Source organism: Pseudomonas sp. EA_105y_Pfl2_R69 (genome assembly GCF_963970915.1).
Taxonomy (GTDB): Bacteria; Pseudomonadota; Gammaproteobacteria; order Pseudomonadales; family Pseudomonadaceae; genus Aquipseudomonas.
On sequence record NZ_CAXAOO010000002.1, the window covers coordinates 633,088 to 657,775 of the forward strand.

Consider the following 24,688-nt stretch of genomic DNA (forward strand, 5'->3'; position numbering starts at 1 on the left):
ACAGCCAAGGGTAATTGGGAGATTCACTTATGAGCGTTGCACATGATAGGTCCGTGCTGAAAGTCGATGAGAATGCCGTAATGGTCCTCCTGGTCGATGACCAGGCGATGATAGGCGAGGCCGTGCGGCGCAGCCTGGCCGACCAGGAAAACATCGATTTCCACTTCTGCTCCGATCCGCATGAGGCCGTCACTCAGGCGATGCAGATCAGGCCCACGGTGATCCTGCAGGACCTGGTCATGCCCGGGGTGGATGGCCTGACGCTGGTCAGCCAGTACCGCGCCAACCCGGCGACCTGCGATATCCCCATCATTGTCCTGTCGACCAAGGACGACCCCGGGGTCAAGAGCGCCGCCTTTTCGGCCGGAGCCAACGACTACCTAGTCAAGCTGCCGGATGCCATCGAGCTGATCGCGCGGATCCGCTACCACTCGCGCTCCTACCTGACCCTGTTGCAGCGCGACGAAGCCTATCGGGCCCTGCGCGAGAGCCAGCAGCACCTGATGGACACCAACCTGATGCTGCAGCGCCTGATGAACGCCGATGGTCTGACCGGCCTGTCCAATCGCCGGCATTTCGATGAGTTTCTCGCCATGGAGTGGCTGCGTGCCCAGCGCGAGCAGACGCAGATATCGTTGTTATTTATCGATGTCGACTCTTTCAAGGCCTACAACGACGAACTGGGCCACCTGGCCGGCGACGACCTGCTGTGCCAGGTGGCAAACTCCCTGCGCGAGAACTGCACCCGGCCTGCCGATATGGCCGCCCGCTACGGTGGCGATGAATTCGTCATGCTGCTGCCCAATACCCCGGCCGCCGGGGCGCGGGTGGTGGCCGAGAAGATTCGTGAAGCCATGCTGGCACGGCGGATTACCCACAGTTACCCCTCGCACGGCTCCATCATGACCCTGAGCCTCGGCGGGGCGACCCTGGTACCGCTGCCCGGCGAGTCCCCGCAGCTGTTGATTCAGCTGGCTGACCAGGGCCTCTATTGCGCCAAGAATCAGGGCCGCAACCGGGTCAAGACCCTGGAGCGGCCGGTGCCGCCGGCCTGATGTGCCCGTTACAGCCTCAGGCCTTGCTCCCTTAGCCGCTTATAGAGGGTATTGCGGCTCAGCCCCAGCCGCTTGGCCAGGTGCGAAACATTGCCGCCACAGGCTTGTAGCTGGCGGGCCAGGTCATTGTCAGCAAGCGCCGCTAGCGCCGGCTGACCACTCGCCGTTTGTTCCTCATCCTTTCCCTGCAGATCGGCAAAGAAATCATCCGGCAGATGCTCGGCGCGGATTGGCTGCTCGTCGGCCATGGCCAGGGCGATCTGCAGCACGCTGCTTAACTGGCGCAGGTTGCCCGGCCAGGGGTGACGCTCGAACAGGGCCATGACCTCCGGGCTGAGCCCGGCCCATTGTTGCGGTTCGCGCTGATGGTCCCAGATACGCTGGACCATGGCGGCCTTGTCCGTGCGCTGGCGCAGCGGTGGCAGTTCCAGGTTGAGACCGCTGATGCGGTAGTACAGATCCTGGCGAAACAACCCGGCCTCCACATCCTGGCGCAGCGGTCGATTGGTCGCCGAAACCAGGCGGATATCCACCGGGTACAGTTCGCTGCTGCCCAGGGGCTGTACGCAGCGTTCCTGCAACACGCGTAGCAGGCGCGCCTGTACGCGCAGGGGCATGTCGCCGACTTCGTCGAGAAACAGGGTGCCTTTGTGCGCCTTGCGGATCAGGCCAACACTGCCTTTCTGGTTAGCACCGGTGAAGGCACCTTTCTCGTAGCCGAACAGTTCGGATTCCACCAGTTCGGCTGGGATGGCCGCGCAGTTGACTGCGATCAGCGCCTGCTTGGCGCGCGAGCTGGCGTGGTGCAGGGCTTTGACGAACACCTCTTTGCCGACGCCGGTTTCGCCGTGGACCAGGATCGGGATGTCCTTTTCCAGCAGGCGTTCGGCCTGGCGCACGGCCTTGTCCACCCGCGGGTCGCCGAGGTTGATCGAGGCCAGGGTAAAGCCGCTGTCCTGGGCCGGCTGCCGGGCTTCGGCGGCTGGGCGGAAATCGCGGGCCTGGATCGGCGCGGGCTGTTGCGGGCGTTTGACCAGTGCGTGGAAGCGGAAACGGCCACCGGCGCGCAGGTTGAACGGCTGGCCTTCGGGCTGGTTGAGCAAGTGTTGCAGCGGCACATCGAACAGGCTCTCGATATTCACTCGGGCCAGGCCCACGCCCAGCAGGCTGTCGGCGCGGCGGTTGGCCGACACAACCTGACCCTGGTCGTCGAAGATCAGCAGCCCGGCCCAGGGGCTGTCGAGGTTGTCCAGGCTGGTGTTGAAGCTGAGTTGGAAGTAGCGCTGCTGGAACAGGTTGAGAATCAGGCGGTTCTCTACCGACTGGCTCATCATCTTGACCATGCCCAGGGTGTGGGCCGGCGGCAGGTAGCTGTCGCTGGAGACATCCAGCACCGCAATCATCTGCCGTTGCTCGTCGAAGATCGGCGAGGCCGAACCGGTCATAAAACGGTTGGCCTTGAGGAAGTGTTCGTCGTGCTGGATGTGCACCGCCTGGCCGCAGCTCAGGGCGGTGCCTATGGCGTTGGTGCCGGTATGGCGCTCCAGCCAGCTGGCCCCGGCGACGAAACCGGGGGCGCGGCTGGGCTCGATAAAGCGCTGGTCGCCCCAGGATTGCAGTACCTGGCCCTGATGGTCGGCGAGCATGATCAGGCAGTTGGAGTTGGCCAGGATATTGCCGTAGTAGGGCAGCACTTCCTTGTGGGTGGTCTGCACCAGGGCGTGCTGGCTGTCGAGCAGGGCCGACACTTCGCCGGGGCTGGGGCGGCTGAAGATGGGCGTGCTCTGATGGGTCAGGCCGAAGTCGCGGCAGCGCGACCAGGAGTCCTGGATGATGCGGTCGTGGGGCAGGGCAGCGGCAGCTTCAGCCATCACAAGGGTCTCGGGGTGGTGCTTGTTGTTATGGGTTTCGGTCTGCGCCGAAGTCGGTTGAGTGTCGCTCATGACTGTTCAATGTCAACGCCGCGACTGTTCAGTTGTTCACTGTGCACTGTTCAACATTGTTCAAATGATCTGCCGCGGGGATTCAGAATTATTAATTATTTTGTTGTAAATCAATGGCTTGACGTTTTATTTCAGGGTTTGGCACGGAACTCGCCTTGTTAGATGGAGATAACAAGAAAAAGGACGGCCCATGTCACTTACCCTGGAGCATGTCACGCGTATCGTCGATAACCAGCTGCATATCGACGATGCCTGCCTGAGCTTCGAACCCGGTTCCTTCAACGTGTTGCTGGGCCGCACCCTGTCCGGCAAGACCAGCCTGATGCGCTTGATGGCCGGCCTGGACAAACCCAGCAGCGGGCGCATCCTGATGAATGGCGCGGACATGACCCATGTCTCGGTGCGCCAGCGCAACGTGTCGATGGTTTACCAGCAGTTCATCAATTACCCGACCCTGACGGTGTTCGAGAACATCGCCTCGCCGCTGCGTCAGGCCGGGGTGAGCAAGGCCGAGATTCTGGAAAAGGTCCACGCTACGGCGAAGATGCTGCGTATCGAGGCCTTGCTCCAGCGTCATCCGCTGGAGTTGTCCGGCGGCCAGCAGCAGCGCACGGCCATGGCCCGGGCCCTGGTCAAGGATGCCTCGCTGATTCTGTTTGACGAGCCCCTGGTCAACCTCGACTACAAGCTGCGCGAAGAGCTGCGCCAGGAGATGCGCGAGCTGTTCGCCGCCCGCCACACCATCGCCATCTACGCCACCACCGAACCCAACGAGGCCCTGGCCCTGGGCGGTACCACCACCATCCTGCACGAAGGGCGGGTGGTGCAGAGCGGCAAGACCGCCGAGGTCTATCACCGCCCGCAGCAGGTGCTGGCCGCCGAGCTGTTCTCGGAGCCTGCGATCAACCTGATGCCGGGACGGATCAGCGGTACCGAGGTGAGCTTTGCCGATACCGTGCATTTCCCCCTCAACCCGGACCTGCAGAACATCGCCGAGGGCGAGTACCGCTTCGGTGTGCGCCCCAGCCATATCGGCCTGGTGCCGTCCAACGACGACGATCTGGAGCTGGCGGTGACCGTCGAACTGGCCGAAATCAGCGGCTCGGAAACCTTTCTGCATGTACGCAACGAGCAGTTCGTGCTGGTGCTGCACCTGCCCGGGGTACACGAGTACGACGTGGACACGCCGATCCTTATCTATATCCCCACCCACAAACTGTTTGTCTTCGCTGCCGACGGCCAGCTGATCCAGGCCCCCAGCCGCCGTTTAGGGAGGACCGCCTGATGGCCGAGATCCGTCTGCACAACCTGGCCCACAGCTACAGCCGCGACCCCAAGGGCCCGGCCGATTACGCCATCCGCGAGATGAACCACATCTGGCAGCAGGGCGGTGCCTATGCTCTGCTGGGGCCGTCCGGCTGCGGCAAGTCGACCCTGCTCAATATCATTTCCGGGCTGCTCAGCCCCTCCCATGGCGAGGTGCAGTTCGACGGCAAGGTGGTTAACCAGCTGCACCCCGAGCAGCGCAATATCGCCCAGGTTTTCCAGTTTCCGGTGGTCTACGACACCATGACGGTGTTCGACAACCTGGCCTTTCCGCTGCGCAATCAGGGCATGAACGAGGCGAAGGTCCTGGCCAAGGTCAACGAAATCGCCGAGGTGCTGGAACTGCACCCACTGCTGCACAAGCGGGCGCGCAACCTCACCGCCGACGAGAAGCAGAAGGTCTCCATGGGCCGCGGTCTGGTGCGCGATGATGTCTCGGCGATCCTGTTCGACGAGCCGCTGACGGTAATCGACCCGCACCTGAAATGGAAGCTGCGGCGCAAGCTCAAGCAGATCCACGAGCAGTTCAATATCACCATGGTCTACGTCACCCACGACCAGCTGGAGGCCTCGACCTTCGCCGACAAGATCGCGGTGATGTACGGCGGCCAGATCGTTCAGTTCGGCACCCCGCGCGAGCTGTTCGAGCGGCCCAGCCACACCTTCGTCGGCTACTTTATCGGCAGCCCGGGAATGAACCTGATCGAGGTGCAGCCCTGCGCTGAGGGGGTGCGCTTCAATGACACCGTGCTGCCGCTGTCGCCGGCGCTCAATCGGCGCATTGCCGAGCTGGGTGGGCAACGCCTGAAAGTCGGTATCCGTCCGGAGTTTGTGCATATCTGGGACGGCCCCAACGACGATGCCCTGTGCGGTGACGTAGTGCACCTGGAGGATCTGGGCACCTACAAGATTCTCAGCCTGAAACTCGATGGCCAGTTGCTCAAGGTGCGCCTGCAGGAGGACCAGCCGGTGCCGCAGCAGCGCGTTTACCTGAGCTTTCCGGCGCAGTGGCTGATGCTCTACGCCGACGACTTTCTGGTCGAGACCCAAGCGCCGGAGGTGCAGCCATGAAGGTGCAGAACAACAAGGCCTGGTGGCTGGTGCTGCCGGTGTTTCTGTTGGTGGCGTTCAGCGCCATCGTGCCGATGATGACGGTGGTCAATTACTCGGTGCAGGACATCTTCGACCACTCCACGCGCTATTTCGTCGGTGTCGACTGGTACAAGCAGGTGCTGCAGGACACCCGCCTGCATGACTCGCTGCTGCGCCAGTTCATCTTCTCCGGCTGCGTGCTGCTGATCGAGATCCCCTTGGGGATTGCCATCGCCCTGTGCATGCCGACCAAGGGCCGGATGGCCTCGCTGGTGCTGATCGTGCTGGCCATCCCGCTGCTGATTCCGTGGAACGTGGTCGGCACCATCTGGCAAATCTTCGGCCGCGCCGACATCGGCTTGCTTGGTTGGAGCCTGAACAGCCTGGGTATCAGTTACAACTACGCCTCCAATACCAGCGACGCCTGGGTCACGGTGCTGATCATGGACGTCTGGCACTGGACCTCACTGGTGGCGCTGCTGTGCTATTCCGGGCTGCGGGCGATTCCCGATGTGTATTACCAGGCGGCGCGGATCGACCGCGCCTCAAGCTGGGCGGTGTTCCGCCATATCCAGCTGCCCAAGCTGAAAAGCGTGCTGCTGATCGCGGTGATGCTGCGGTTTATGGACAGCTTCATGATCTACACCGAGCCCTTTGTGCTCACTGGCGGCGGGCCGGGTAACGCCACTACCTTCCTCAGTCAGACCCTGACCCAGATGGCCATCGGCCAGTTCGACCTGGGCCCTGCGGCGGCGTTCTCCCTGGTGTATTTCCTGATCATCCTGCTGGTGTCCTGGCTGTTCTACACCGCCATGACCCACAACGATAAGAACCGCTGAGGCCGACCATGAACCTACGCAAACAAGTGGTGCTGGGGCTGTATATCCTGTTCCTGCTGGTGCCGATCTACTGGCTGCTGAACATGTCGTTCAAGAGCAACGGCGAAATCCTCGGAGGCCTGAGTCTCTGGCCCCATGACTTCACCCTGGCCAACTACAAGGTGATCTTCACCGATCCCAGCTGGTACGAGGGCTACCTCAATTCGCTGTACTACGTCAGCCTCAATACGGCGATCTCCCTGAGCGTGGCGCTGCCGGCGGCCTACGCCTTCTCGCGCTACCGCTTTCTCGGCGACAAGCACCTGTTCTTCTGGCTGCTGACCAACCGCATGGCACCGCCGGCGGTGTTTCTGCTGCCGTTCTTCCAGCTGTATTCCTCGATCGGTCTGTTCGACACCCATATCGCCGTGGCCCTGGCCCACTGCCTGTTCAACGTGCCGCTGGCGGTGTGGATTCTCGAAGGCTTTATGTCCGGGGTACCGAAGGAAATCGACGAAACCGCCTATATCGACGGCTACAGCTTCCCGAAATTCTTCGTGAAGATCTTTATCCCGCTGATCGGTTCGGGCATCGGCGTCACCGCGTTCTTCTGCTTCATGTTTTCCTGGGTCGAGCTGCTCCTGGCGCGCACCCTGACCTCGGTGGATGCCAAGCCGATTGCTGCGGTGATGACCCGTACCGTCTCGGCCTCGGGTATCGACTGGGGCGTGCTGGCGGCGGCGGGGGTGTTGACCATCCTGCCGGGCATGCTGGTGATCTGGTTCGTGCGCAACCACGTGGCCAAGGGCTTCGCCCTGGGCCGGGTATAAGGAGAGAAACGATGGACTGGATGGCCTGGACTCTGCCCACCGCACTGTTTTTCGGCGGCATCGCCGCGATTCTCGCGGGCATGACGGTGTGGGAACTGCGTTCGCCCTGTGTCGAGCGCAAAGGCTTCTTGCCGATCAGCACCACCCGTGGTGATCGGTTGTTTATCGGTCTGCTGGGAAGCGCCTACCTGCACCTGCTGGTGGTGGGCACGACCGATTGGAGTATCTGGATAGCCACGCTGCTGTCCCTGCTCTGGCTGTTTGCAGTGATGCGCTGGGGTTAAGCCGGGCTGCCCTGGGCGCGCCAGCTGATTGGCGCGGCCATGACCCGCTTGCCTCATCCCAAACCCTGAGATGGAGGTCTCTATGTTCGACAATAACAACAAAACGCGACATAGCATGGCGCTGGCTGCCCTGCTGACATTGTCTGGATTAAGCGGCGCAGCCTGGGCCGACGCCTACGAGGAGGCCGCCAAGAAGTGGATTGCCGATGAGTTCAGCCCCTCGACCCTGACCGCCGAGCAACAGCTCGCCGAGCTGCAGTGGTTTATCAAGGCGGCTGAACCCTTCCGCGGCATGAGCATCAGCGTCGCCTCGGAAACCATCGCCACCCACGAATACGAGTCCAAGGTGCTGGCCAAGGCCTTCAGCGAAATCACCGGGATCAAGCTCAAACATGACCTGATGCAGGAAGGCGATGTGGTGGAGAAACTGCAGACCCAGATGCAGTCGGACAAGAACATCTACGACGGTTATATCAACGACTCCGACCTGATCGGCACCCACTTCCGTTACGGCAAGGCGGTGTCGCTGACCGATATGATGGCCGGCGACGGCAAGGACTACACCTCGCCGACCCTCGATCTCGAGGATTTTATCGGCCTGTCCTTTACCACTGGGCCGGACGGCAAGCTCTACCAGCTGCCTGACCAGCAGTTCGCCAACCTCTACTGGTTCCGCGCCGACTGGTTCGAGCGCCCGGAGCTCAAGGCCAAGTTCAAGGAAATCTACGGCTACGAGCTGGGCGTGCCGGTCAACTGGTCGGCCTATGAAGACATCGCCGAGTTCTTCTCCGAGAAGGTCAAGGAGATCGACGGCCAGCGCGTCTATGGCCATATGGACTACGGCAAGAAAGACCCGTCCCTGGGCTGGCGCTTCACCGATGCCTGGTTCTCCATGGCCGGTGGCGGCGACAAGGGCCTGCCCAACGGCTTGCCGGTGGACGAGTGGGGTATCCGCGTCGACGGTTGCCGTCCGGTGGGTTCCAGCGTTTCCCGCGGCGGCGACACCAATGGCCCGGCGGCGGTCTATGCCACCACCAAGTATGTCGACTGGATGCGCCAGTACGCGCCGCCGGAAGCCCAGGGCATGACCTTCTCCGAATCCGGCCCGGTACCGGCCCAGGGCAGCATCGCCCAGCAGATCTTCTGGTACACCGCTTTTACCGCCGACATGACCAAGCCGGGCCTGCCGGTGGTCAACGAAGACGGCACGCCGAAATGGCGCATGGCACCGTCGCCCAAGGGGCCGTACTGGGAGGAGGGCATGAAGCTGGGCTATCAGGACGCCGGTTCCTGGACCTTCCTCAAATCCACCCCGGACAAGCAGCGCCTGGCGGCTTGGCTGTACGCCCAGTTCGTCACCTCCAAGACCGTGTCGCTGAAGAAGACCCTGGTCGGCCTGACGCCGATTCGAGAGTCGGATATCAACTCCCAGGCCATGACCGACGCCGCGCCGAAGCTCGGTGGTCTGGTGGAGTTCTACCGCAGCCCGGCGCGGGTGCAGTGGACGCCCACCGGCACCAACGTGCCGGACTACCCGCGTCTGGCCCAGCTGTGGTGGCAGTTTATCGCCGAGGCAGCCAGTGGCGACAAAACCCCGCAAGAGGCGCTGGACGGCCTGGCCGCGGCCCAGGACACCATGCTCGGGCGTCTGGAGCGTGCCGGCGTACTGGGCGAGTGCGGGCCCAAGCTGAACGAGGCAAAAGACCCGCAATACTGGCTGGATCAGCCGGGTGCACCCAAGCCGAAACTGGCCAACGAGAAACCCAAGGGTGAAACCATCAACTACAACGAACTGCTGAAATCCTGGGAGCAGGCGCGCAACTGAGGGCCGCGCGCAATACAACATGTCCAATAAAAAAGGCCGCTTAGTTAAGCGGCCTTTTTTGTTTACTGGTTAAGCGATCAATCGTCGCCGCCCATGATGCCGAAGATCTGCAGCAGGCTGACGAACAGGTTGTAGATCGATACATACAGGCTGATGGTCGCCATGATGTAGTTGCGCTCGCCGCCGTGGATGATGGCGCTGGTCTGGAACAGGATGCAGGCCGAGGAAAACAGCACGAAACCGGCGCTGATCGCCAGTTGCAGGCCGCTGATCTCGAAGAAGAAACCGGCCAGCATGGCACCGATCAGGACGAAGAAACCGGCCGTGATAAAGCCACTGAGAAAGCTCATGTCCTTGCGGGTGGTCAGTACATAGGCCGACAGGCCGCAGAACACCAGGGCGGTCATGGTAAAGGCCGCACTGACGACCTCGGCACCATTGGCCGTGCCCAGGTAGCGATTGAGGATCGGGCCCAGGGTGTAACCCATAAAGCCGGTGAGGGCGAGGGTGGATACCAGGCCCCAAGGCGAGTTGCGCAGTTTGGCAGTGAGGAAGAACAGGCCGTAGAAGCCGATCAGCACCACGAAGATATTCGGATAAGGCAGGTTGGCGCGCTGCGCCATAAAGGCAACCAGACCGCTAAAGGCCAAGGTGATGGCCAGCAAGCCATAAGTGTTGCGCAGGACGCGGCTGACTTCTTGCTGCTCGACCTGCGTATGGTCGAGGGCATAATTGTGATCGTTCATGGCGACACTCCTGTAGAGGCTAGATGGTTCCGTGACCAAGGTCGAAGGGGATCATAACAGAGCCGCACGGGCTGCCAAGACGCAGAGTTTGACAGTGTGTTGCGTTCCGGTAAGATTGCCGCCCGCACTAACGCCGGAAGCGTGGCAGAGCGGTTGAATGCAACGGTCTTGAAAACCGTCGAAGGGGAAACTCTTCCGTGAGTTCGAATCTCACCGCTTCCGCCAATTTTCCTCTGGTCGTCATGCTCACGTATTTTGGCGTTTGCTTTTTGACGGTCATGCGCCAAGCTTGGTCAAACAACGTAAATCTGATTTGATCAGCATTTCAACAAGGCCGCTGTTTGGGGTGGCCTGACGCACAATGGGGTGTCGCTTGATTAGGGTGCTAGTAGTCGATGACCACGACCTGGTTCGCACAGGCATCACGCGGATGCTTGCCGACATTGAAGGGCTTCTGGTCGTAGGCCAGGCCGAGTCCGGTGAAGAATCCCTGCATAAAGCCCGCGAACTGAAGCCCGATGTCGTCTTGATGGACATCAAAATGCCCGGCATCGGCGGTCTCGAAGCCACCCGCAAACTGATCCGCAGCCACCCCGACCTCAAGGTCGTGGCCGTGACCGTATGCGAAGAAGATCCCTTTCCCACCCGCCTGCTGCAGGCCGGTGCCGCTGGCTACCTGACCAAGGGCGCGGCACTGGAGGAAATGGTCCAGGCCATCCGCATGGTGTTCAGCGGTCAGCGCTATATCAGCCCGCAGATCGCCCAGCAGCTGGCGCTCAAGTCGTTTCAGCCGCAGAACAGCAATTCGCCATTCGACCTGCTGTCCGAGCGTGAGATCCAGATTGCCCTGATGATCGCCGGCTGCCAGAAAGTGCAGAGCATCTCGGACAAGCTGTGCCTGTCGCCGAAAACCGTGAACACTTACCGCTACCGGATCTTCGAGAAGATGTCGATCACCAGTGACGTGGAGCTGGCACTGTTGGCGGTGCGCCATGGCATGATCGATGCCGGCAGCTGAAACCGGCGCGGCTTTCGACTCAAGCGCCTTTCTCGCCACCTGCAGTGGCCGGCCCGGCGTCTACCGCATGTTCGATGCGGATGCCAGGCTGCTCTATGTCGGCAAAGCCAAGAACCTGAAGAAGCGCCTGGCCAGCTACTTCCGCAAGACCGGTCTGGCCCCCAAGACCGCCGCTCTGGTGGGGCGTATTGCCCAGATCGAAACCACCATTACCGCCAATGAAACCGAAGCTCTGCTGCTCGAGCAGACGCTGATCAAGGAATGGCGGCCGCCCTACAACATCCTGCTGCGCGACGATAAGTCCTACCCCTACGTGTTTCTCTCGGATGGCGATTACCCGCGCCTGAGCATTCATCGTGGGGCGAAAAAATCGAAAGGCCGCTATTTCGGGCCCTATCCCAGCGCCGGGGCGATTCGCGAAAGCCTCAATCTGCTGCAGAAAGCCTTTCTGGTGCGCCAGTGTGAGGACAGCTTTTTCAAGAACCGCACCCGGCCTTGCCTGCAGTACCAGATCAAACGCTGCAAGGGACCCTGTGTCGGTCTGGTGACGCCCGAGGAATATGCCGAGGATGTACGCCACTCGGTGATGTTCCTTGAAGGTCGCAGCAATGCCCTGAACGATGAGTTGTCCAGCGGTATGCAAAAGGCGGCGGCGGAACTGGATTTCGAACGCGCCGCCGAGCTGCGCGACCAGATCTCCCTGCTGCGCCGGGTGCAGGATCAGCAGAGCATGGAAGGTGGCAGCGGCGACGTCGATGTGGTCGCGGCCATGGTCAATCCGGGCGGTGCCTGCGTGCACCTGATCAGCGTGCGCGGCGGGCGGGTGCTGGGCAGCAAGAATTTCTTCCCGCAGGTGGCCATCGAGGAGGAGGGCAGCGATGTCTTGTTGGCCTTCCTCGCCCAGTACTACCTGAGCAGTCAGGAGCGCGACCTGCCCAGCGAGCTGATCGTCAATGCCCAGCACGAAGACTTCCCCACCCTGATCGCCGCCATCGAGGAGATGCGCGGTCGCCAGCTGAGTATCAGCCATCGCGTGCGCGGTACCCGGGCGCGCTGGCAGCAGTTGGCGGTAACCAATGCCGAACAGGCCCTGGGGGCGCGTCTGGCCGACCGCCAGCATGTGGCCGCGCGCTTCGAGGCCCTGGCCGAGGCGCTGGCCATGGATGAACTGCCGCAACGCCTGGAGTGTTTCGATATCAGCCACTCCAGCGGTGAGGCCACGGTGGCCTCCTGCGTGGTGTTCGGCCCGGAAGGCCCGCTGAAATCCGATTACCGCCGCTACAACATCGAGGGCGTGACGGCAGGCGACGACTACGCCGCCATGCACCAGGCACTGACCCGGCGCTTCAGCAAGATCAAGGAGGGCGAAGGCAAGTTGCCCGATATCCTCCTGGTCGACGGCGGCAAGGGCCAGCTGGCCATGGCCCGCACGGTGCTCGAAGAACTGGCGGTGCCCGAGCTGATTCTGCTCGGCGTGGCCAAGGGCACCACCCGCAAACCGGGGCTGGAAACCCTCTACCTGAATGACGCCGCCCATGAGTTCACCCTGCCGGGCAATTCGCCGGCGCTGCACCTGATCCAGCAGATTCGTGACGAGTCGCACCGCTTCGCCATTACCGGTCACCGCGCCCGGCGTGGCAAGGCGCGGCGCACCTCGAGTCTGGAGGAGGTTGCGGGTGTCGGGCCGAAGCGCCGCCGTGAGCTGCTCAACCACTTCGGCGGCCTGCAGGAACTCTCCCGCGCCAGCAGCGAAGAAATCGCCAAAGCACCGGGTATCAGTAAAAAGCTTGCAGAGCTGATTTATGCCGCACTGCACAGCGAGTAGAATGCCCGCTCACTTTGCAGCCTAGTTGTGCCGATGAATATCCCCAACCTGCTTACCGTGCTCCGCGTTCTGCTGATTCCCTGCTTTATTCTGCTGTTCTATATGCCCTTCAGCTGGAGCTATTGGGCAGCCAGCGGGGTATTCGCCTGTGCCGCAGCAACCGACTGGCTGGACGGTTACCTGGCACGGCGGCTGGAACAGAGCACGCCATTCGGGGCCTTTCTCGACCCAGTGGCCGACAAGCTGATGGTGGCCGTGGCCCTGGTGCTGTTGGTGGCGGAGCACACCAACCTATGGCTGACCCTGCCGGCGGTGATCATTATCGGTCGCGAAATCGTGGTGTCGGCCTTGCGCGAGTGGATGGCCGAACTGGGCGCGCGGGCCCATGTCGCCGTCTCCAACCTGGCCAAATGGAAAACCGCGGCGCAGATGGTTGCGCTGATCGTCCTGTTGGCCAACCCGCCGACATTTACCGCCTGGGTGATCCTGGGTTATGTGCTGTTGATGATCTCCGCCGTGCTGACCCTGTGGTCGATGGTGCAGTACCTGATGGCGGCCTGGCCGCACCTCAGCCCAGTTGCCGAAAAGAAATAAGTTTTTTGAATCAAGGGGTTGACGCGGCGTTCCGAAGCTATAGAATGGCGGCCGTCAGCACGACAAGCGGGAATAGCTCAGTTGGTAGAGCACGACCTTGCCAAGGTCGGGGTCGCGAGTTCGAGTCTCGTTTCCCGCTCCAATTTTAACGGGCCGTTTGAACGGCCCGTTTAGTTTCAAGGCTGAGTAGCAGAGTGGTTATGCACCGGATTGCAAATCCGTGAACGCCGGTTCGATTCCGACCTCAGCCTCCAATTAGAAAAGCCTCGTAGATCCATGATTTACGAGGCTTTTTTCATTTTAAGGTGCGCGGCTTGCGGCTCGCCTATGGGCTGTATATAGTCCAGACCTCGCAAGTCGAGCCTCTGGCGGCACTAGCCGTCAGCCGATACGCAACAACGCGCCAAACGCCCCGATGGTGAAATTGGTAAACACAGCAGACTTAAAATCTGCCGACCGCAAGGTCTTGCCGGTTCGATTCCGGCTCGGGGCACCATTGACATGATTTCAGATGTTCCCAGATGAACCTGAAACCCACTGAAACCGGCCTTTGTAGCCGGTTTTTTTGTGCCCGTATGCTTTCCAGGGCTCCTGTACATTCCCATTATTCAGGGGTGCGTTTAGGGGTACGCCAGTTCGGTAAGGAAGGTGTACCCCTAAGAGCGGGCGCTAAATTAGATCCTGAGAACTCTAGCTCCCTACGCACTCTGCTTCCGTCGCCAGGTTTCCACCACTGGCGGCCACCTCGGTGTTAGGACGACTGATCGGCGACGTCAATGGCGATCATGGCCAGGAAATCAGACTCGCCGATGATCTGAATATCTTGCCCGGACTCCATCAACTCTTCAGCCTTAACGTGCTTGCTGCTCTTGTCCTTGCCACCAAACCTTGTGAGGTCCTGGTCGCCGACCACGAGGATGGTGGTCTTCTTGGTCACGCCATTAGTGGGCGCGCATCCAATAGCGGCCGCCAGGGCCTGTGCCTGCTGGCGTGGCATCTGGAGGGCACCCGTAAAAACGATGCTCTCGCCTGCTAGTGGACCATCTTGGTTCACGGTGATTTCGAGCTTCGCAGCGGTAGCTGTATGAAGGGACCGGCGATTCTTGGAAATCCACTCCACAGCTGCTATGCCGGTGGTTTCACAGGCTCGGGATAGGATCAGGCCGGCAGCTCTCGCGTCATCTACTGCATTGTGATGTCGTGGCAGGGGTATGCCGAGGTATTTGCACACAGAGTTGAGGCGGTATCCGCCATCAACGTATTTCTCCGGCCAGGCGCGCTTTACCACGGAGTGGATGTTGATCCACGGGTTGGCGATATTGGTCAGGGATCGTGTATGGCAAGCTTGGCTGAAGGCTGATCGATCGAAGTGGCCATAGCTGGCTATTAAGGACTCCCCGGCTATTTGCTTGACCTGCTCAAGTGCGCCGGCGAACAGTGGCTGCCCGGTAACCATCTCCGGGGTGATCTTGTGAATCCGGACGTTGAAATCTAGGAAGTCACCTTCCGGGTCAACCAGGGTTTCCCACTCCTGGACTATTTGACCGCCTGCAAATTCAACAACTCCGATCTGGCAGATTGAACCGAACCAGGAGTTGGCCGTTTCCACGTCAATGGCAACGAAGTGATTTTCGGACATGGCCTTCTCCTTGATGGCGGGTAGCTGGAGTTTTGCACAGTTGATGTAGTGTGGGTGGAAGCCGAGGCGAGAGAGTTGGCAGGCCCGGAGCTTCGACTGCAGCAGGCGCTGGCCCTGCCACGGCGTGCGATGCCCCAGCGTGATCTGTCGATCGCTTTGCGGAAACTGATCAGCATGGAGCGGCACCAGCTCGGCCTGGACGATGGTTCTTGGTTGCTCAAGGCCTACGCGGCTATAAATGCGTGCGCCGGTCCACTGTGTCGCGGATAGATAAGCGCTACAGCCCAGGGGGATTTCGTGAATACTGTTTTTTCGAACAGTGATGGCATAGCAACCATATCTGTTTATGCTGCTGAAAAAGCTTTTGCCGGAGTACTGGTATCTACCGGTACGAGAGCTATCCAAGAAGCATGCTGCAGAAGGATATCGCAAAGCATATGACGACTCTTATTCACCGTTCGATCAACGAGCCAGAGCGCTCAGGCCTAGACTGGGCTGCCACATGGAAAGGCCCCGATCGTGGGTTAATCAAGAGCTGGGAAACCGGCCGAAAACTCGCCATCCATAGGCCTGAGCTGACTGAGTGCTGTAAAGCCGGCGAACTGCCGCCGCTAAACTGGAAAGGCGGTGTCGCTCGTACCCTGAAGAAAAAGGACAAGGTCGGTGCGCTCCACTATCTCGCCCAGTGGCAAGGCCTGCGAGGTGATGATCTCGATGTCGATCTAGATGCCGAAGTAACTCTCACATGCACCAAGACGGGAATGGTGATTACCTATACCGGGGATATCACCAAGCTTGCCGCCCAGCAAAGCGACACTGAAAACGAGGAAGGAGACTCGAATGGTCGACCTGCACCAGGAATTCCAGAACAGCCGCTTTTTTCATGAGGCTCGAATTGACAGACGCTCAGCTGATGCGTTGGCAGGCTTGGCTGCCGGCATCACTGCGGACGGTATGATTAACCAGCAAGAGGCCGAATTTCTCGAAAGCTGGATCGCCACAAATCTCGTCCACCTGGACGATCCCGTAGTGAACCTACTCTATCGCCGACTGACTGACATGCTCGCCGACGGTGTGCTTGATGCTGAGGAGTCCGCGGAGCTGCTATGTATGCTGCGTAGTTTCACGGGCCTGAGTGTGGGTAAGCCCCTACCCAGGGATAACGCTTTTACAGCTCCCAACGATTTACCTTTGTGCAAGCCTGCTCCGGAACTGGAGTGGAACGGCCGGCTATTTGTCTTCACTGGCGTTATGGCTTATGGCCCGCGTAAGGATTGTGAGGCCTTAGTACTTGAGCGCAACGGTCAGATCGGTGCTGGCGTGAGTAAGAAAGTCCATTTCCTTGTAGTTGGCAGCATCGGAAATGACCAATGGCTACACAGCACCTACGGCACCAAAATCAAAAAGGCCGTCGAGTTACGTGAGGCCGGTGCTCATCTCGCCATTGTGAGCGAGGAGCACTGGCAAAACGCAATTTTTGGATAGCCGGGGGAAAATGGGCTGATATCGTAGACAAGGTCCCTTTACCCGCTGGGCACTTGGTCTGGCAGGTGCAATCATCATGGCGGTAGTTGCATATCAACTACCTTGTAGCTGATCGGCTGTAGAGTCAGATTCACCGTGTTTTCGCTCCTGTTTGGCAGGGGCACTTTCTGCTTTAGGGGGACAGCCTGAGCTTAAAAATTCATACGCAAGCATTTAAACGGTGTTTTGGCTGATATTCGACTCCGGCCGGCACCTTTCCTCGCTACAACTCCCTCGCCTTAAGCACGCTGTCACGCGCCTGTCGCGTCAGTGTCATATGCCTGCCACCTGTTTTAGCTGCAATCGCTGCAACTCATCTGGAGGTGTGGCGATGCGAATTTGCGTGATCGGAGCCGGGTATGTCGGGCTGGTATCGGCGGTCTGTTTTGCCGAAATGGGTAACCGGGTGATCTGCGTCGAGCAAGATGCCGCCCGTGTCGCCGGCCTCGCTGAGGGGCAGGTACCCATTTATGAGCCCGGATTGGAAGCGCTGCTCAAGGCCCATCTGGCCAGCGGCCAGTTGAGCTTTACCGAGCACCTGGCGCTGGGCGTCGCCCAGGCGGAGATCGTCTTTATCGCCGTGGGCACGCCAAGCGGGGAGGATGGTTCGGCGGATCTGTCCCATGTGCTCGCCGTGGCCGATGCCCTGGGGGCCTGCCTGCAGCGCAACTGCATCGTGGTCGACAAATCGACGGTGCCGGTGGGTACCGGGGAGCGGGTCGCGCAGCGGATCGACAATGGCCTGCGCAAACGCGGCCAGTCGTGCAAGGTCAGTGTGGCCAGCAACCCGGAGTTCCTCAAGGAGGGCTCGGCCATCGATGACTTTATGCGTCCGGACCGGGTCATCATCGGCTGCGACGAGCCGCAGGCCGCCGAAGTGCTGCGCCGCCTGTATGCGCCTTTCCTGCGCAACCACGAACGCCTGCTGTGCATGAGCCTGCGCGCCGCGGAGTTCAGCAAGTACGCCGCCAATGCTTTTCTCGCCACCAAGATTTCCTTTATCAATGAAATGGCCGGGCTGTGCGCGCGCCTGGACGTCGATATCGAGGAGGTGCGCCGCGGTATTGGCAGTGACAAGCGTATCGGCACGCACTTTATCTATGCCGGCTGTGGTTATGGCGGCTCCTGTTTCCCCAAGGATGTGCGGGCGTTGATCCGCACGGCAGAGCAGGAGGGCATTGAGCCCGGCATCCTGCGCGCGGTGGAGGCGCGCAATGCCCTGCAGAAGACCCTGCTGTTCCAGGCCGTGCGCGAGCACTTCAGCGGGCATCTGCAGGGTCGCGTGGTGGCGCTGTGGGGATTGGCCTTCAAACCCGGCACCGACGACCTGCGCGAGGCTCCCAGCCTGGTCCTGCTGGATGCGCTGCTGGCCGCGGGGGTGCGGGTGCAGGCCTATGACCCGGTTGCCGGTGCCGGCGTGGCGGCGCGCTATGGTGCAGAGGTCGAGAGCGGTCAGGTGCGCCTGAGCGAGTCGCCTTACAGTGCTGTCGAGGGGGCCGACGCCCTGGTTCTGGTAACCGAGTGGAAGCAGTTTCGTCAGCCGGACTTCGTCAGAATTCGCGGCCTGATGCGCATGCCGGTGCTGTTCGATGGGCGCAATATCTACGATGGCAAACAGCTCGCGGCGCTCGGTTTTCTCTACCGCGGCATTGGCCGTCCGGGGCTTGGTCATTGTAACGTCAGTGCAGCCTGATAGACTTGGGCGGTTTTTCGCTGTTTATTTAAAGGATTTTCATGATCAAGAAATGCTTGTTCCCCGCAGCCGGTTACGGCACACGCTTTCTCCCGGCCACCAAGGCCATGCCCAAGGAGATGCTGCCGATCGTGAACAAGCCGTTGATCCAGTATGGCGTTGAAGAGGCGCTGCAGGCCGGATTGACGGAAATCGCCATGATCACCGGGCGCGGCAAGCGTGCCCTGGAAGACCATTTCGATATCAGCTACGAGCTGGAGCATCAGATTCGCGATACCGACAAGGAAAAATACCTGACCGGGATCCGTCGCCTGATCGATCAATGCAGCTTTTCCTACACCCGCCAGGTCGAAATGAAAGGCCTGGGCCATGCCATTCTCTGCGGACGCCCCCTGATCGGCGATGAAGCCTTTGCCGTGGTATTGGCCGATGACCTGTGCCTGAACCTGGACGGCGACGGCGTGCTGACCCAAATGGTCAAGCTGTACAAGCAGTTCCGCTGCTCGATCGTGGCCATCCAGGAAGTGCCGCCGGAAGAAACCCACAAGTACGGGGTAATTTCCGGCGAAATGATCCGGGAAGATATCTACCGGGTTAACAGCATGGTCGAGAAGCCCAAGCCTGAAGACGCACCCTCGAACCTGGCCATTATCGGCCGCTATATCCTGACACCGGATATCTTCGAGCTGATCGAGCAGACCGAGCCCGGTAAGGGCGGCGAAATCCAGATCACCGATGCCTTGATGAAGCAGGCGCAGAATGGCTGCGTAATAGCCTACAAGTTCAAGGGCCAGCGCTTCGACTGCGGCGGTGCGGAAGGCTATATCGATGCCACCAACTTCTGTTTCGAGAACCTCTACAAGCCAGGCAAAGCCTACTGAGGCAGCAAGCTGAACGCCTTAAGCCGTAAGTGAATAGCAAAGCCACCGCGAGGTGGCTTTGCCGTTTTCGCTCAGAGCTTGCGGCCTGGACGCGCCCGTCAGGGTATCGGCATCGCCTCAGAGCCCGGCCCAAGCGGCTGGCCATAGCTGAACTCGACATAATTGCCCGCCGGATCACGCAGCCCGCAGTAATAGCCGACCGGGTAGGGCTCGTCGCGCGGGGCCCAGATCAGGCAGCCCGCGGCCTGGGCCTTGGCGGCAATGGCATCGACCTGCTCGCGGCTGGCCACGGCGAAGCCGAAGTGGCTGTAGTCATCGGCCGCCAACTGACGGTCCTGCCCGCCGGGCATGATCACGAAGATGAATTCGTGTTCCTTGCCGGGCTCGGCCATCCAGACAATCCGCGAGCCCTTGCCGGCGCGCTGGTGAATCACCGCCATGGCGCAGAACTCGCGGTAGAAGGCCACGCAGGCATCCAGGTCGGGGACGTGTAACGCCAAGTGGGTGAGGGTTGGACGCATGGGGCTGCTCCTTGAGGGTACCCTCCAAGCGTAGTCCGAGCGCGGCGCTCGGGGCGATTGGGTTATGCTTGCGGCCTGTTCTGGAGGCTTGTGATGACCTACGACTTCGACCTGTTTGTAATCGGTGCCGGCTCCGGCGGCGTACGCGCGGCACGCTTTGCCGCAGGCTACGGTGCCCGCGTGGCGGTGGCCGAGAGCCGCTATCTGGGCGGCACCTGTGTCAACGTCGGCTGCGTGCCGAAAAAGCTGCTGGTGTACGGTGCCCACTTCGCCGAAGACTTCGAACAGGCCCAGGGCTTTGGCTGGTCGCTGGATCAGGCGCAGTTCGACTGGCCGACCCTGATCGCCAACAAGAACCGCGAAATCGAGCGTCTCAACGGTATCTACCGCAACCTGCTGGTCAATAGCGGGGTGACCCTGCTGGAAGGCCACGCCCGCCTGCTCGATGGGCACAGCGTCGAGCTGGACGGCAAGCGTTACAGCGCCAAGCATATTCTTATCGCCACCGGCGGCTGGCCCCATATCCCGGAGATTCCCGGCCGCGAACATGCCATCGACTCGAACCAGGCCTTCTTCCTCGCGCAACTGCCCAGGCGCGTGCTGGTGGTGGGCGGCGGCTATATCGCCGTGGAATTCGCCTCGATCTTTCACGGCCTGGGCGCGCAGACGTCCTTGCTCTACCGGGGCGAGTTGTTCCTGCGCGGCTTCGATGGCGCGGTGCGTCAGCACCTGCGTGAAGAACTGAGCAAGCGCGGCCTCGATCTGCAGTTCAATAGCGATATCGCGCGCATCGACAAGCAGGCCGATGGCAGTCTGTTGGCAACGCTCAAGGATGGTCGCGAGCTGGTAACCGACTGTGTGTTCTATGCCACCGGCCGGCGGCCGATGCTGGACAACCTCGGCCTGGAAAACACCGAGGTGCAGCTGGACGAGCGCGGCTTTATCCAGGTCGACGAGCAATACCAGAGCACGGCTCCCTCGATCATGGCCATCGGCGATGTAATCGGCCGGGTACAGCTGACCCCGGTGGCGCTGGCCGAAGGCATGGCCGTGGCGCGGCGGCTGTTCAAACCGGAGGAGTACCGCAAGGTCGATTACCGGATGATCCCCACGGCGGTGTTCAGCCTGCCGAATATTGGCACCGTGGGCCTGAGCGAAGAGCAGGCGAGGGAGGAGGGCTACCGGGTCAAGGTGTTCGAAAGCCGTTTCCGGCCGATGAAACTGACGCTGACCGACTGCCAGGAGCGCACCCTGATGAAACTGGTGGTGGATGCCGACAGCGACCGGGTCCTGGGTTGCCATATGGTCGGCCCGGAGGCGGGGGAAATCGTCCAGGGCCTGGCCATTGCCCTGAAAGCCGGAGCAACCAAGCAAATGTTCGACGAAACCATCGGCGTGCACCCAACGGCGGCCGAGGAATTCGTCACCATGCGTACCCCGGTCGAGTCCTGAGGACGCCATGGCAGAACTTTTCTACCTCGCCGACCTGTTCGGCGTTGCGGTATTCGCCATTACCGGTGCGCTGATGGCCGGGCGCAAGTCCATGGACCTGTTCGGCGTGCTGGTGATTGCCATCATCACCGCGCTGGGCGGCGGCACCCTGCGCGATGTGATCCTGGACAACCACCCGGTCAGCTGGATTCTCAACGACCTCTATATCCTAGTGGCCTCTCTGGCAGCCATCGGCACGGTGATCTGGGTGCGCCTGACCCAGCCCATTCACGAGAAGGGGCTGCTGCTGGCGGATGCCTTCGGCCTGGCGGTGTTTACCGTGATCGGCACCGAAGTGGCGCTGCAGCATGCCGTGCCCCATAGCACGGCGGTGATCATGGGGGTGATGACCGGCGTGGCCGGCGGGGTGATGCGCGATGTGATCTGCAACGAGATTCCGCTGATCTTCCAGAAGGAAATCTACGCCACCGCCTGCATTGCCGGAGCCCTGATGTTTATCGGCCTGCGCGAGCTGGCCACCCCACACTGGCTGGATACCGGAGTGGCGATGCTGACGGTGCTGCTGATTCGCCTGGCCGCTATCCGCTGGCACGTATCCTTGCCCCGCTTTCATTTGCTGGACAGAGACTGATGATCGCGTGCCCGATCACCTGGTACTGACCCTGGCCGATATAGCACGGAGCATGGATTTCCACCGGCGCGTATTCGGCATGGGTCACCTAAGCGTTGGCCGAGGGCTATCGCCCCGATCGAGTCGGCGTAGTTCCGCGGCCCGGACGGCACCCTGATGGTGGTCAGCCGTCCCCAGCTCCGTTCGTCAACGCCTGATGGCATAGGCCGCTGTCGCGCCTCCAGCCCGCTATTGCCGTGCGCAAGCCTGTCTATCCGCGCCCTGGGCCGGGTTGAACTCTGGCTTCAGCAGAACGACTGATGCCGGCGAAACTGGACGCCCGAAACAGCTGAGCTAGGGTACAAGCACGAGAGAGTGAGATCGCAACGACAGGGATGCATCTATGGATAGATACGCGGTGCTGCCCTTCTGGCTGGCAGGGCAACACTTTGCAGTCGCACTCGAGAATGTCGTTCGAGTATTGCCAGCATTGCTCAGTACACCTTTGCCTGGTGCGCCGGCAACCGTGCGCGGGTTGGTCAATGTGCAAGGCCATGTACTGCCGGTGATCGACCTGGCCCGGCGTTTCGACTGGCCATCAGCCCCAACGACCCTGTGGCAACCCTTTATCTGGCTGAAAACCAGTAAACGCCAACTGCTTCTACCGGTGGAAAAGGTAGCGGCGGTATGCAGTTGCGCCGCCAGCGATTTTTCCCCGGCTCCCGATCCCCATGTGCCATCCAGCCTGCTCCAGGGCGTGCTGCGCAGCGCGGAAGGCATGCTGTTGATTCAGGATGTCGAGCAACTGCTTTGCGCCGCCGAAGAAAGCCAACTGGACGCCGCCCTGGCCGAACAGGGAGGTGCCGCCAATGCGAGAACCTAAGCCGTTCTGTTCGGCCCCGCTGCTGGAGGTGCTGGTGCACAAGGTCCATCGCCACCTGGGCATGGACTTTTCCGCGCAGCGCAGCGGCGAACTGTTGCGTCGCCTGAAGTTGCTGGCGGCCGAACAACAGTTGAGCGATCCGACGGCCTGGTTGCAGGCGCTGGCCTTTACCGAGTGGGATGCCGCGCTGATACAGCGCCTGGTACCGGCCTTCAGCGTCGGCGAAACCTATTTCCGCCGCGACCCGGAAACCTTCGACTGGCTGGCCCAGCACCACCTGGCCGGCCTGCTGGCGCGCCGCCGGCAGAGCGGGCAGCGCGTCCTGCGCCTGTGGAGCGCCGGCTGCTGTACCGGTGAAGAAGCCTATAGCCTGCTGTTTCTGCTCGATGAGTTGCTGGGCGACGAGCGCGATAGCTGGACGCTGGAACTGGTCGCCAGCGATATCAACGGGCAATTTCTCGCCAGGGCCGAGCAGGCCCTGTATGGCAGCAACGCCTTTCGCCGCAACGAAAGCGCCTTCCGCCAGCGCTACTTCCAGGCCGAAGGCCGCCTGTGGCGGGTCCGCCCGGCCTGGCGCGGACGCATCCGCTTTTGCCAGTACAACCTTATCGATGAGCAGCAGGGTTGTCTGCTGGCGGAGGCCGATCTGATCCTCTGCCGCAATGTGCTGATGTATTTTTCCCCGACACGGGCCGCTGCGGTGGTCAAACGCCTGCTCGGTTGCCTGAATGACGAGGGGCTGTTACTGCTTGGTGCAGTCGAGGCAGGGATCGCCACCCAGGCGGGGCTGACAGGTAGCTGGGCGGGCTGCAATTACGCCCTGAACCGTCACGCGGTGCGGGCAGCCGCGGCCGTTCCGGCTAGAACCATGGCAGCGCCGACGGAGACCTTTGCTCAGCCAGAAACCGCCCGCCGCAGTATCCGCACAGACAACCACCACGGGCACGCCGAAGTCCGGGCACCGATGCCGCTGACCACGCCCCAGGCCGTCCCTCCCGAGGAGCTCTGGCAGCAAGCACAGCAGGCCCTGGTTGCCGGTAACTCTGCGGCGACCCGCGCGGCTCTGCTGGCCTATCTGGCCTGTGCCGGTCTGAGTCGTGCACAACAGCACCAGGCCTGTCTGTTGACCGCGCGCACCTGGGCCGACCAGCAATGCCTCGACGAGGCCAGAGACTGGTTGCAGCGAGCGCTGCAACTGCAAGCCGACTCGGTGCCGGCCTACTGGTTGCAGGCCCAGTTGGCTCAGCACAGCGGCGACGACCCGGGCGCACTGCAGGCCCTGCACAAGGCCCTGTATCTGCAGCCCGAGTTTATCCTCGGCTACTTTTTCCAGGCTCGCTTGCTGGTCGCCCAGGGGCGTGCCCAGGCTGCCGCGAAAGCGCTGCGGGTTTGTCAGCAGTTACTGCGGCAGCAGAGCGGGGATAGCCTGGTGCCCCTGGGCGACGGCATAAGCTGTGGCCAATTGTTGCTCCTGTGCCAACAACTGCAGGAGGCCGCGCCACCATGTCCGAGCCGATAGACATCAGCCAACGCTGGGATCAGCTGCGCGAACGCCTGGGCGAACTCGACCGCCGCCTGGACGAAGGCCGCGATATTGACGCCAGCGAGTTGAGCGCGCGGCTGTCCGCGCGTACCCGTCAGTGGGCCAAGGCAGTGCAGCCGCCGGTACTCGGCGAGCAGCTCGAGGTGCTCAATTTCAGCATCAGTAGTGAGCGGTATGCCATCGGCAGCGAACATGTCGCTCAGGTGCTGCCACTGAACCAGTACACGCCCTTGCCCAATACCCCGGGCCATGTGCTGGGCATCGTCAATGTGCGCGGGCGTATCGTATCGGTGCTGGATTTGCGGGTGTTGTTCGAACGGCCCCACGGCAGCCTGTCCGATCGCAGCTTTCTGCTGATCCTGCATGGCCAGGACATGGAGTTTGGCCTGCTGATCGACCGCGTGCTTGGGGTGGCCCGGATCAGCTGCGCCAGCTTGCAGAAGGACCTGGCCAACCTGGGCGGGGTGCGCGCGCGTTATCTGCTGGGGGTGACAACAGAACAATGCACGGTGCTGGACGGCGCACGCCTGCTGGGCGACCCGGATCTGCGCGTTATGGCTGAGTAATGCTCAACGGAAAGGGACAC

23 protein-coding genes and 4 tRNA genes are annotated in these 24,688 nt (G+C 61.3%); 23 read left to right on the plus strand and 4 right to left on the minus strand.

Annotation, left to right across the window (positions count from 1 at the left end; genetic code table 11):
• Nucleotides 1–29 precede the first annotated feature (29 nt).
• On the plus strand, nt 30–1,055 hold the full coding sequence (locus AACY13_RS08780; RefSeq protein ID WP_339460812.1) for a diguanylate cyclase domain-containing protein: 1,026 nt from the start codon (nt 30–32) through the stop codon (nt 1,053–1,055).
• 8 nt (nt 1,056–1,063) lie between these two features.
• Here AACY13_RS08780 and AACY13_RS08785 read toward each other — a convergent pair whose 3' ends face one another.
• Entirely contained in the window at nt 1,064–2,926 is a 1,863-nt protein-coding gene (locus AACY13_RS08785; RefSeq protein ID WP_339460973.1) for a sigma-54-dependent Fis family transcriptional regulator, read from the minus strand.
• 262 nt (nt 2,927–3,188) lie between these two features.
• Here AACY13_RS08785 and AACY13_RS08790 point away from each other — a divergent pair, with 262 nt between their 5' ends.
• From AACY13_RS08790 to AACY13_RS08815, 6 genes are all read left to right on the plus strand, one after another.
• A complete protein-coding gene (locus tag AACY13_RS08790; RefSeq protein ID WP_339460814.1) occupies nt 3,189–4,283 on the plus strand; it encodes an ABC transporter ATP-binding protein in 1,095 nt (364 codons plus the stop codon).
• Nucleotides 4,283–5,395, plus strand: a complete 1,113-nt coding sequence (locus AACY13_RS08795) for an ABC transporter ATP-binding protein (RefSeq protein ID WP_339460816.1) — start codon at nt 4,283–4,285, stop codon at nt 5,393–5,395. Before AACY13_RS08790 ends, AACY13_RS08795 begins: the two co-directional genes overlap by 1 nt.
• Complete coding sequence (locus AACY13_RS08800) at nt 5,392–6,255, plus strand: carbohydrate ABC transporter permease (RefSeq protein WP_325510128.1); 864 nt, start codon at nt 5,392–5,394, stop codon at nt 6,253–6,255. The genes AACY13_RS08795 and AACY13_RS08800 overlap by 4 nt, the downstream gene beginning before the upstream one ends.
• A gap of 8 nt (nt 6,256–6,263) precedes the next feature.
• On the plus strand, nt 6,264–7,064 hold the full coding sequence (locus AACY13_RS08805; RefSeq protein ID WP_339460818.1) for a carbohydrate ABC transporter permease: 801 nt from the start codon (nt 6,264–6,266) through the stop codon (nt 7,062–7,064).
• Between the two features lie 11 nt (nt 7,065–7,075).
• A complete protein-coding gene (locus AACY13_RS08810; protein ID WP_339460820.1) occupies nt 7,076–7,348 on the plus strand; it encodes a DUF2160 domain-containing protein in 273 nt (90 codons plus the stop codon).
• 82 nt (nt 7,349–7,430) lie between these two features.
• Nucleotides 7,431–9,173 carry an ABC transporter substrate-binding protein gene (locus AACY13_RS08815; RefSeq protein WP_339460822.1) on the plus strand — a complete coding sequence of 581 codons (1,743 nt, stop codon included), beginning with the start codon at nt 7,431–7,433 and terminating at the stop codon, nt 9,171–9,173.
• A 77-nt stretch (nt 9,174–9,250) separates the two neighbouring features.
• On the opposite strand, the gene AACY13_RS08820 is transcribed toward AACY13_RS08815, so the two are convergent.
• Nucleotides 9,251–9,919, minus strand: a complete 669-nt coding sequence (locus tag AACY13_RS08820) for a Bax inhibitor-1/YccA family protein (RefSeq protein ID WP_339460823.1) — start codon at nt 9,917–9,919, stop codon at nt 9,251–9,253.
• 135 nt (nt 9,920–10,054) lie between these two features.
• On the opposite strand from AACY13_RS08820, the gene AACY13_RS08825 reads away from it, so the two are divergent.
• From AACY13_RS08825 to AACY13_RS08855, 7 genes are all read left to right on the plus strand, one after another.
• Nucleotides 10,055–10,144, plus strand: a tRNA-Ser gene (locus AACY13_RS08825).
• A 148-nt stretch (nt 10,145–10,292) separates the two neighbouring features.
• Nucleotides 10,293–10,937, plus strand: a complete 645-nt coding sequence (gene gacA / locus AACY13_RS08830) for a response regulator transcription factor GacA (protein ID WP_339460824.1) — start codon at nt 10,293–10,295, stop codon at nt 10,935–10,937.
• A complete protein-coding gene (gene uvrC, locus AACY13_RS08835) occupies nt 10,924–12,762 on the plus strand; it encodes an excinuclease ABC subunit UvrC (protein ID WP_339460826.1) in 1,839 nt (612 codons plus the stop codon). Before gacA ends, uvrC begins: the two co-directional genes overlap by 14 nt.
• A 33-nt stretch (nt 12,763–12,795) precedes the next feature.
• Entirely contained in the window at nt 12,796–13,356 is a 561-nt protein-coding gene (pgsA, locus tag AACY13_RS08840; RefSeq protein ID WP_339460828.1) for a CDP-diacylglycerol--glycerol-3-phosphate 3-phosphatidyltransferase, read from the plus strand.
• Nucleotides 13,357–13,422: 66 nt separating this feature from the next.
• A tRNA-Gly gene (locus AACY13_RS08845) sits at nt 13,423–13,498 on the plus strand.
• 38 nt (nt 13,499–13,536) lie between these two features.
• A tRNA-Cys gene (locus AACY13_RS08850) sits at nt 13,537–13,610 on the plus strand.
• A gap of 155 nt (nt 13,611–13,765) precedes the next feature.
• Nucleotides 13,766–13,852, plus strand: a tRNA-Leu gene (locus tag AACY13_RS08855).
• A 255-nt stretch (nt 13,853–14,107) separates the two neighbouring features.
• Here AACY13_RS08855 and AACY13_RS08860 read toward each other — a convergent pair.
• The gene (locus AACY13_RS08860) at nt 14,108–15,400 is read right to left on the minus strand and encodes an exonuclease domain-containing protein (protein WP_339460829.1); all 1,293 of its coding nucleotides are present in this window, start codon (nt 15,398–15,400) and stop codon (nt 14,108–14,110) included.
• 5 nt (nt 15,401–15,405) lie between these two features.
• Between AACY13_RS08860 and AACY13_RS08865 the strand changes: the two genes are divergently transcribed.
• The 4 genes from AACY13_RS08865 to galU all read left to right on the plus strand — a co-directional run bounded on the left by AACY13_RS08865 (nt 15,406) and on the right by galU (nt 19,093).
• Entirely contained in the window at nt 15,406–15,882 is a 477-nt protein-coding gene (locus AACY13_RS08865) for a hypothetical protein (protein WP_445262545.1), read from the plus strand.
• The gene (locus AACY13_RS08870; RefSeq protein ID WP_339460831.1) at nt 15,836–16,480 is read left to right on the plus strand and encodes a BRCT domain-containing protein; all 645 of its coding nucleotides are present in this window, start codon (nt 15,836–15,838) and stop codon (nt 16,478–16,480) included. Before AACY13_RS08865 ends, AACY13_RS08870 begins: the two co-directional genes overlap by 47 nt.
• 370 nt (nt 16,481–16,850) lie before the next feature.
• Nucleotides 16,851–18,212, plus strand: coding sequence for a UDP-glucose dehydrogenase family protein (locus AACY13_RS08875; RefSeq protein ID WP_339460833.1), 1,362 nt, complete (start codon nt 16,851–16,853; stop codon nt 18,210–18,212).
• A gap of 41 nt (nt 18,213–18,253) precedes the next feature.
• Nucleotides 18,254–19,093, plus strand: a complete 840-nt coding sequence (gene galU / locus AACY13_RS08880) for a UTP--glucose-1-phosphate uridylyltransferase GalU (protein WP_339460835.1) — start codon at nt 18,254–18,256, stop codon at nt 19,091–19,093.
• 98 nt (nt 19,094–19,191) lie between these two features.
• On the opposite strand, the gene AACY13_RS08885 is transcribed toward galU, so the two are convergent.
• Nucleotides 19,192–19,614, minus strand: a complete 423-nt coding sequence (locus AACY13_RS08885) for a VOC family protein (RefSeq protein ID WP_339460836.1) — start codon at nt 19,612–19,614, stop codon at nt 19,192–19,194.
• Nucleotides 19,615–19,707: 93 nt separating this feature from the next.
• Here AACY13_RS08885 and gorA point away from each other — a divergent pair, with 93 nt between their 5' ends.
• The 5 genes from gorA to AACY13_RS08910 all read left to right on the plus strand — a co-directional run bounded on the left by gorA (nt 19,708) and on the right by AACY13_RS08910 (nt 24,668).
• A complete protein-coding gene (gorA, locus tag AACY13_RS08890; RefSeq protein WP_339460838.1) occupies nt 19,708–21,066 on the plus strand; it encodes a glutathione-disulfide reductase in 1,359 nt (452 codons plus the stop codon).
• A 7-nt stretch (nt 21,067–21,073) separates the two neighbouring features.
• A complete protein-coding gene (locus AACY13_RS08895) occupies nt 21,074–21,697 on the plus strand; it encodes a trimeric intracellular cation channel family protein (RefSeq protein ID WP_339460839.1) in 624 nt (207 codons plus the stop codon).
• 382 nt (nt 21,698–22,079) lie between these two features.
• Nucleotides 22,080–22,559, plus strand: coding sequence for a chemotaxis protein CheW (locus AACY13_RS08900; protein ID WP_339460840.1), 480 nt, complete (start codon nt 22,080–22,082; stop codon nt 22,557–22,559).
• Nucleotides 22,546–24,078: a CheR family methyltransferase gene (locus AACY13_RS08905; RefSeq protein WP_339460841.1), complete on the plus strand. Its 1,533-nt coding sequence runs from the start codon at nt 22,546–22,548 to the stop codon at nt 24,076–24,078. Before AACY13_RS08900 ends, AACY13_RS08905 begins: the two co-directional genes overlap by 14 nt.
• Entirely contained in the window at nt 24,063–24,668 is a 606-nt protein-coding gene (locus AACY13_RS08910) for a chemotaxis protein CheW (RefSeq protein ID WP_339460842.1), read from the plus strand. Before AACY13_RS08905 ends, AACY13_RS08910 begins: the two co-directional genes overlap by 16 nt.
• Nucleotides 24,669–24,688 lie beyond the last annotated feature (20 nt).

Coding starts and splice junctions, on each gene's coding strand:
- AACY13_RS08780 (WP_339460812.1), top strand. CDS start 30: ATGAGCGTTGCACATGATAGGTCCGTGCTGAAAGTCGATGAGAATGCC.
- AACY13_RS08785 (WP_339460973.1), bottom strand. CDS start 2,926: ATGGCTGAAGCTGCCGCTGCCCTGCCCCACGACCGCATCATCCAGGAC.
- AACY13_RS08790 (WP_339460814.1), top strand. CDS start 3,189: ATGTCACTTACCCTGGAGCATGTCACGCGTATCGTCGATAACCAGCTG.
- AACY13_RS08795 (WP_339460816.1), top strand. CDS start 4,283: ATGGCCGAGATCCGTCTGCACAACCTGGCCCACAGCTACAGCCGCGAC.
- AACY13_RS08800 (WP_325510128.1), top strand. CDS start 5,392: ATGAAGGTGCAGAACAACAAGGCCTGGTGGCTGGTGCTGCCGGTGTTT.
- AACY13_RS08805 (WP_339460818.1), top strand. CDS start 6,264: ATGAACCTACGCAAACAAGTGGTGCTGGGGCTGTATATCCTGTTCCTG.
- AACY13_RS08810 (WP_339460820.1), top strand. CDS start 7,076: ATGGACTGGATGGCCTGGACTCTGCCCACCGCACTGTTTTTCGGCGGC.
- AACY13_RS08815 (WP_339460822.1), top strand. CDS start 7,431: ATGTTCGACAATAACAACAAAACGCGACATAGCATGGCGCTGGCTGCC.
- AACY13_RS08820 (WP_339460823.1), bottom strand. CDS start 9,919: ATGAACGATCACAATTATGCCCTCGACCATACGCAGGTCGAGCAGCAA.
- uvrC (WP_339460826.1), top strand. CDS start 10,924: ATGCCGGCAGCTGAAACCGGCGCGGCTTTCGACTCAAGCGCCTTTCTC.
- pgsA (WP_339460828.1), top strand. CDS start 12,796: ATGAATATCCCCAACCTGCTTACCGTGCTCCGCGTTCTGCTGATTCCC.
- AACY13_RS08865 (WP_445262545.1), top strand. CDS start 15,406: ATGCTGCAGAAGGATATCGCAAAGCATATGACGACTCTTATTCACCGT.
- AACY13_RS08870 (WP_339460831.1), top strand. CDS start 15,836: ATGGTCGACCTGCACCAGGAATTCCAGAACAGCCGCTTTTTTCATGAG.
- AACY13_RS08875 (WP_339460833.1), top strand. CDS start 16,851: ATGCGAATTTGCGTGATCGGAGCCGGGTATGTCGGGCTGGTATCGGCG.
- galU (WP_339460835.1), top strand. CDS start 18,254: ATGATCAAGAAATGCTTGTTCCCCGCAGCCGGTTACGGCACACGCTTT.
- AACY13_RS08885 (WP_339460836.1), bottom strand. CDS start 19,614: ATGCGTCCAACCCTCACCCACTTGGCGTTACACGTCCCCGACCTGGAT.
- gorA (WP_339460838.1), top strand. CDS start 19,708: ATGACCTACGACTTCGACCTGTTTGTAATCGGTGCCGGCTCCGGCGGC.
- AACY13_RS08895 (WP_339460839.1), top strand. CDS start 21,074: ATGGCAGAACTTTTCTACCTCGCCGACCTGTTCGGCGTTGCGGTATTC.
- AACY13_RS08900 (WP_339460840.1), top strand. CDS start 22,080: ATGGATAGATACGCGGTGCTGCCCTTCTGGCTGGCAGGGCAACACTTT.
- AACY13_RS08905 (WP_339460841.1), top strand. CDS start 22,546: ATGCGAGAACCTAAGCCGTTCTGTTCGGCCCCGCTGCTGGAGGTGCTG.
- AACY13_RS08910 (WP_339460842.1), top strand. CDS start 24,063: ATGTCCGAGCCGATAGACATCAGCCAACGCTGGGATCAGCTGCGCGAA.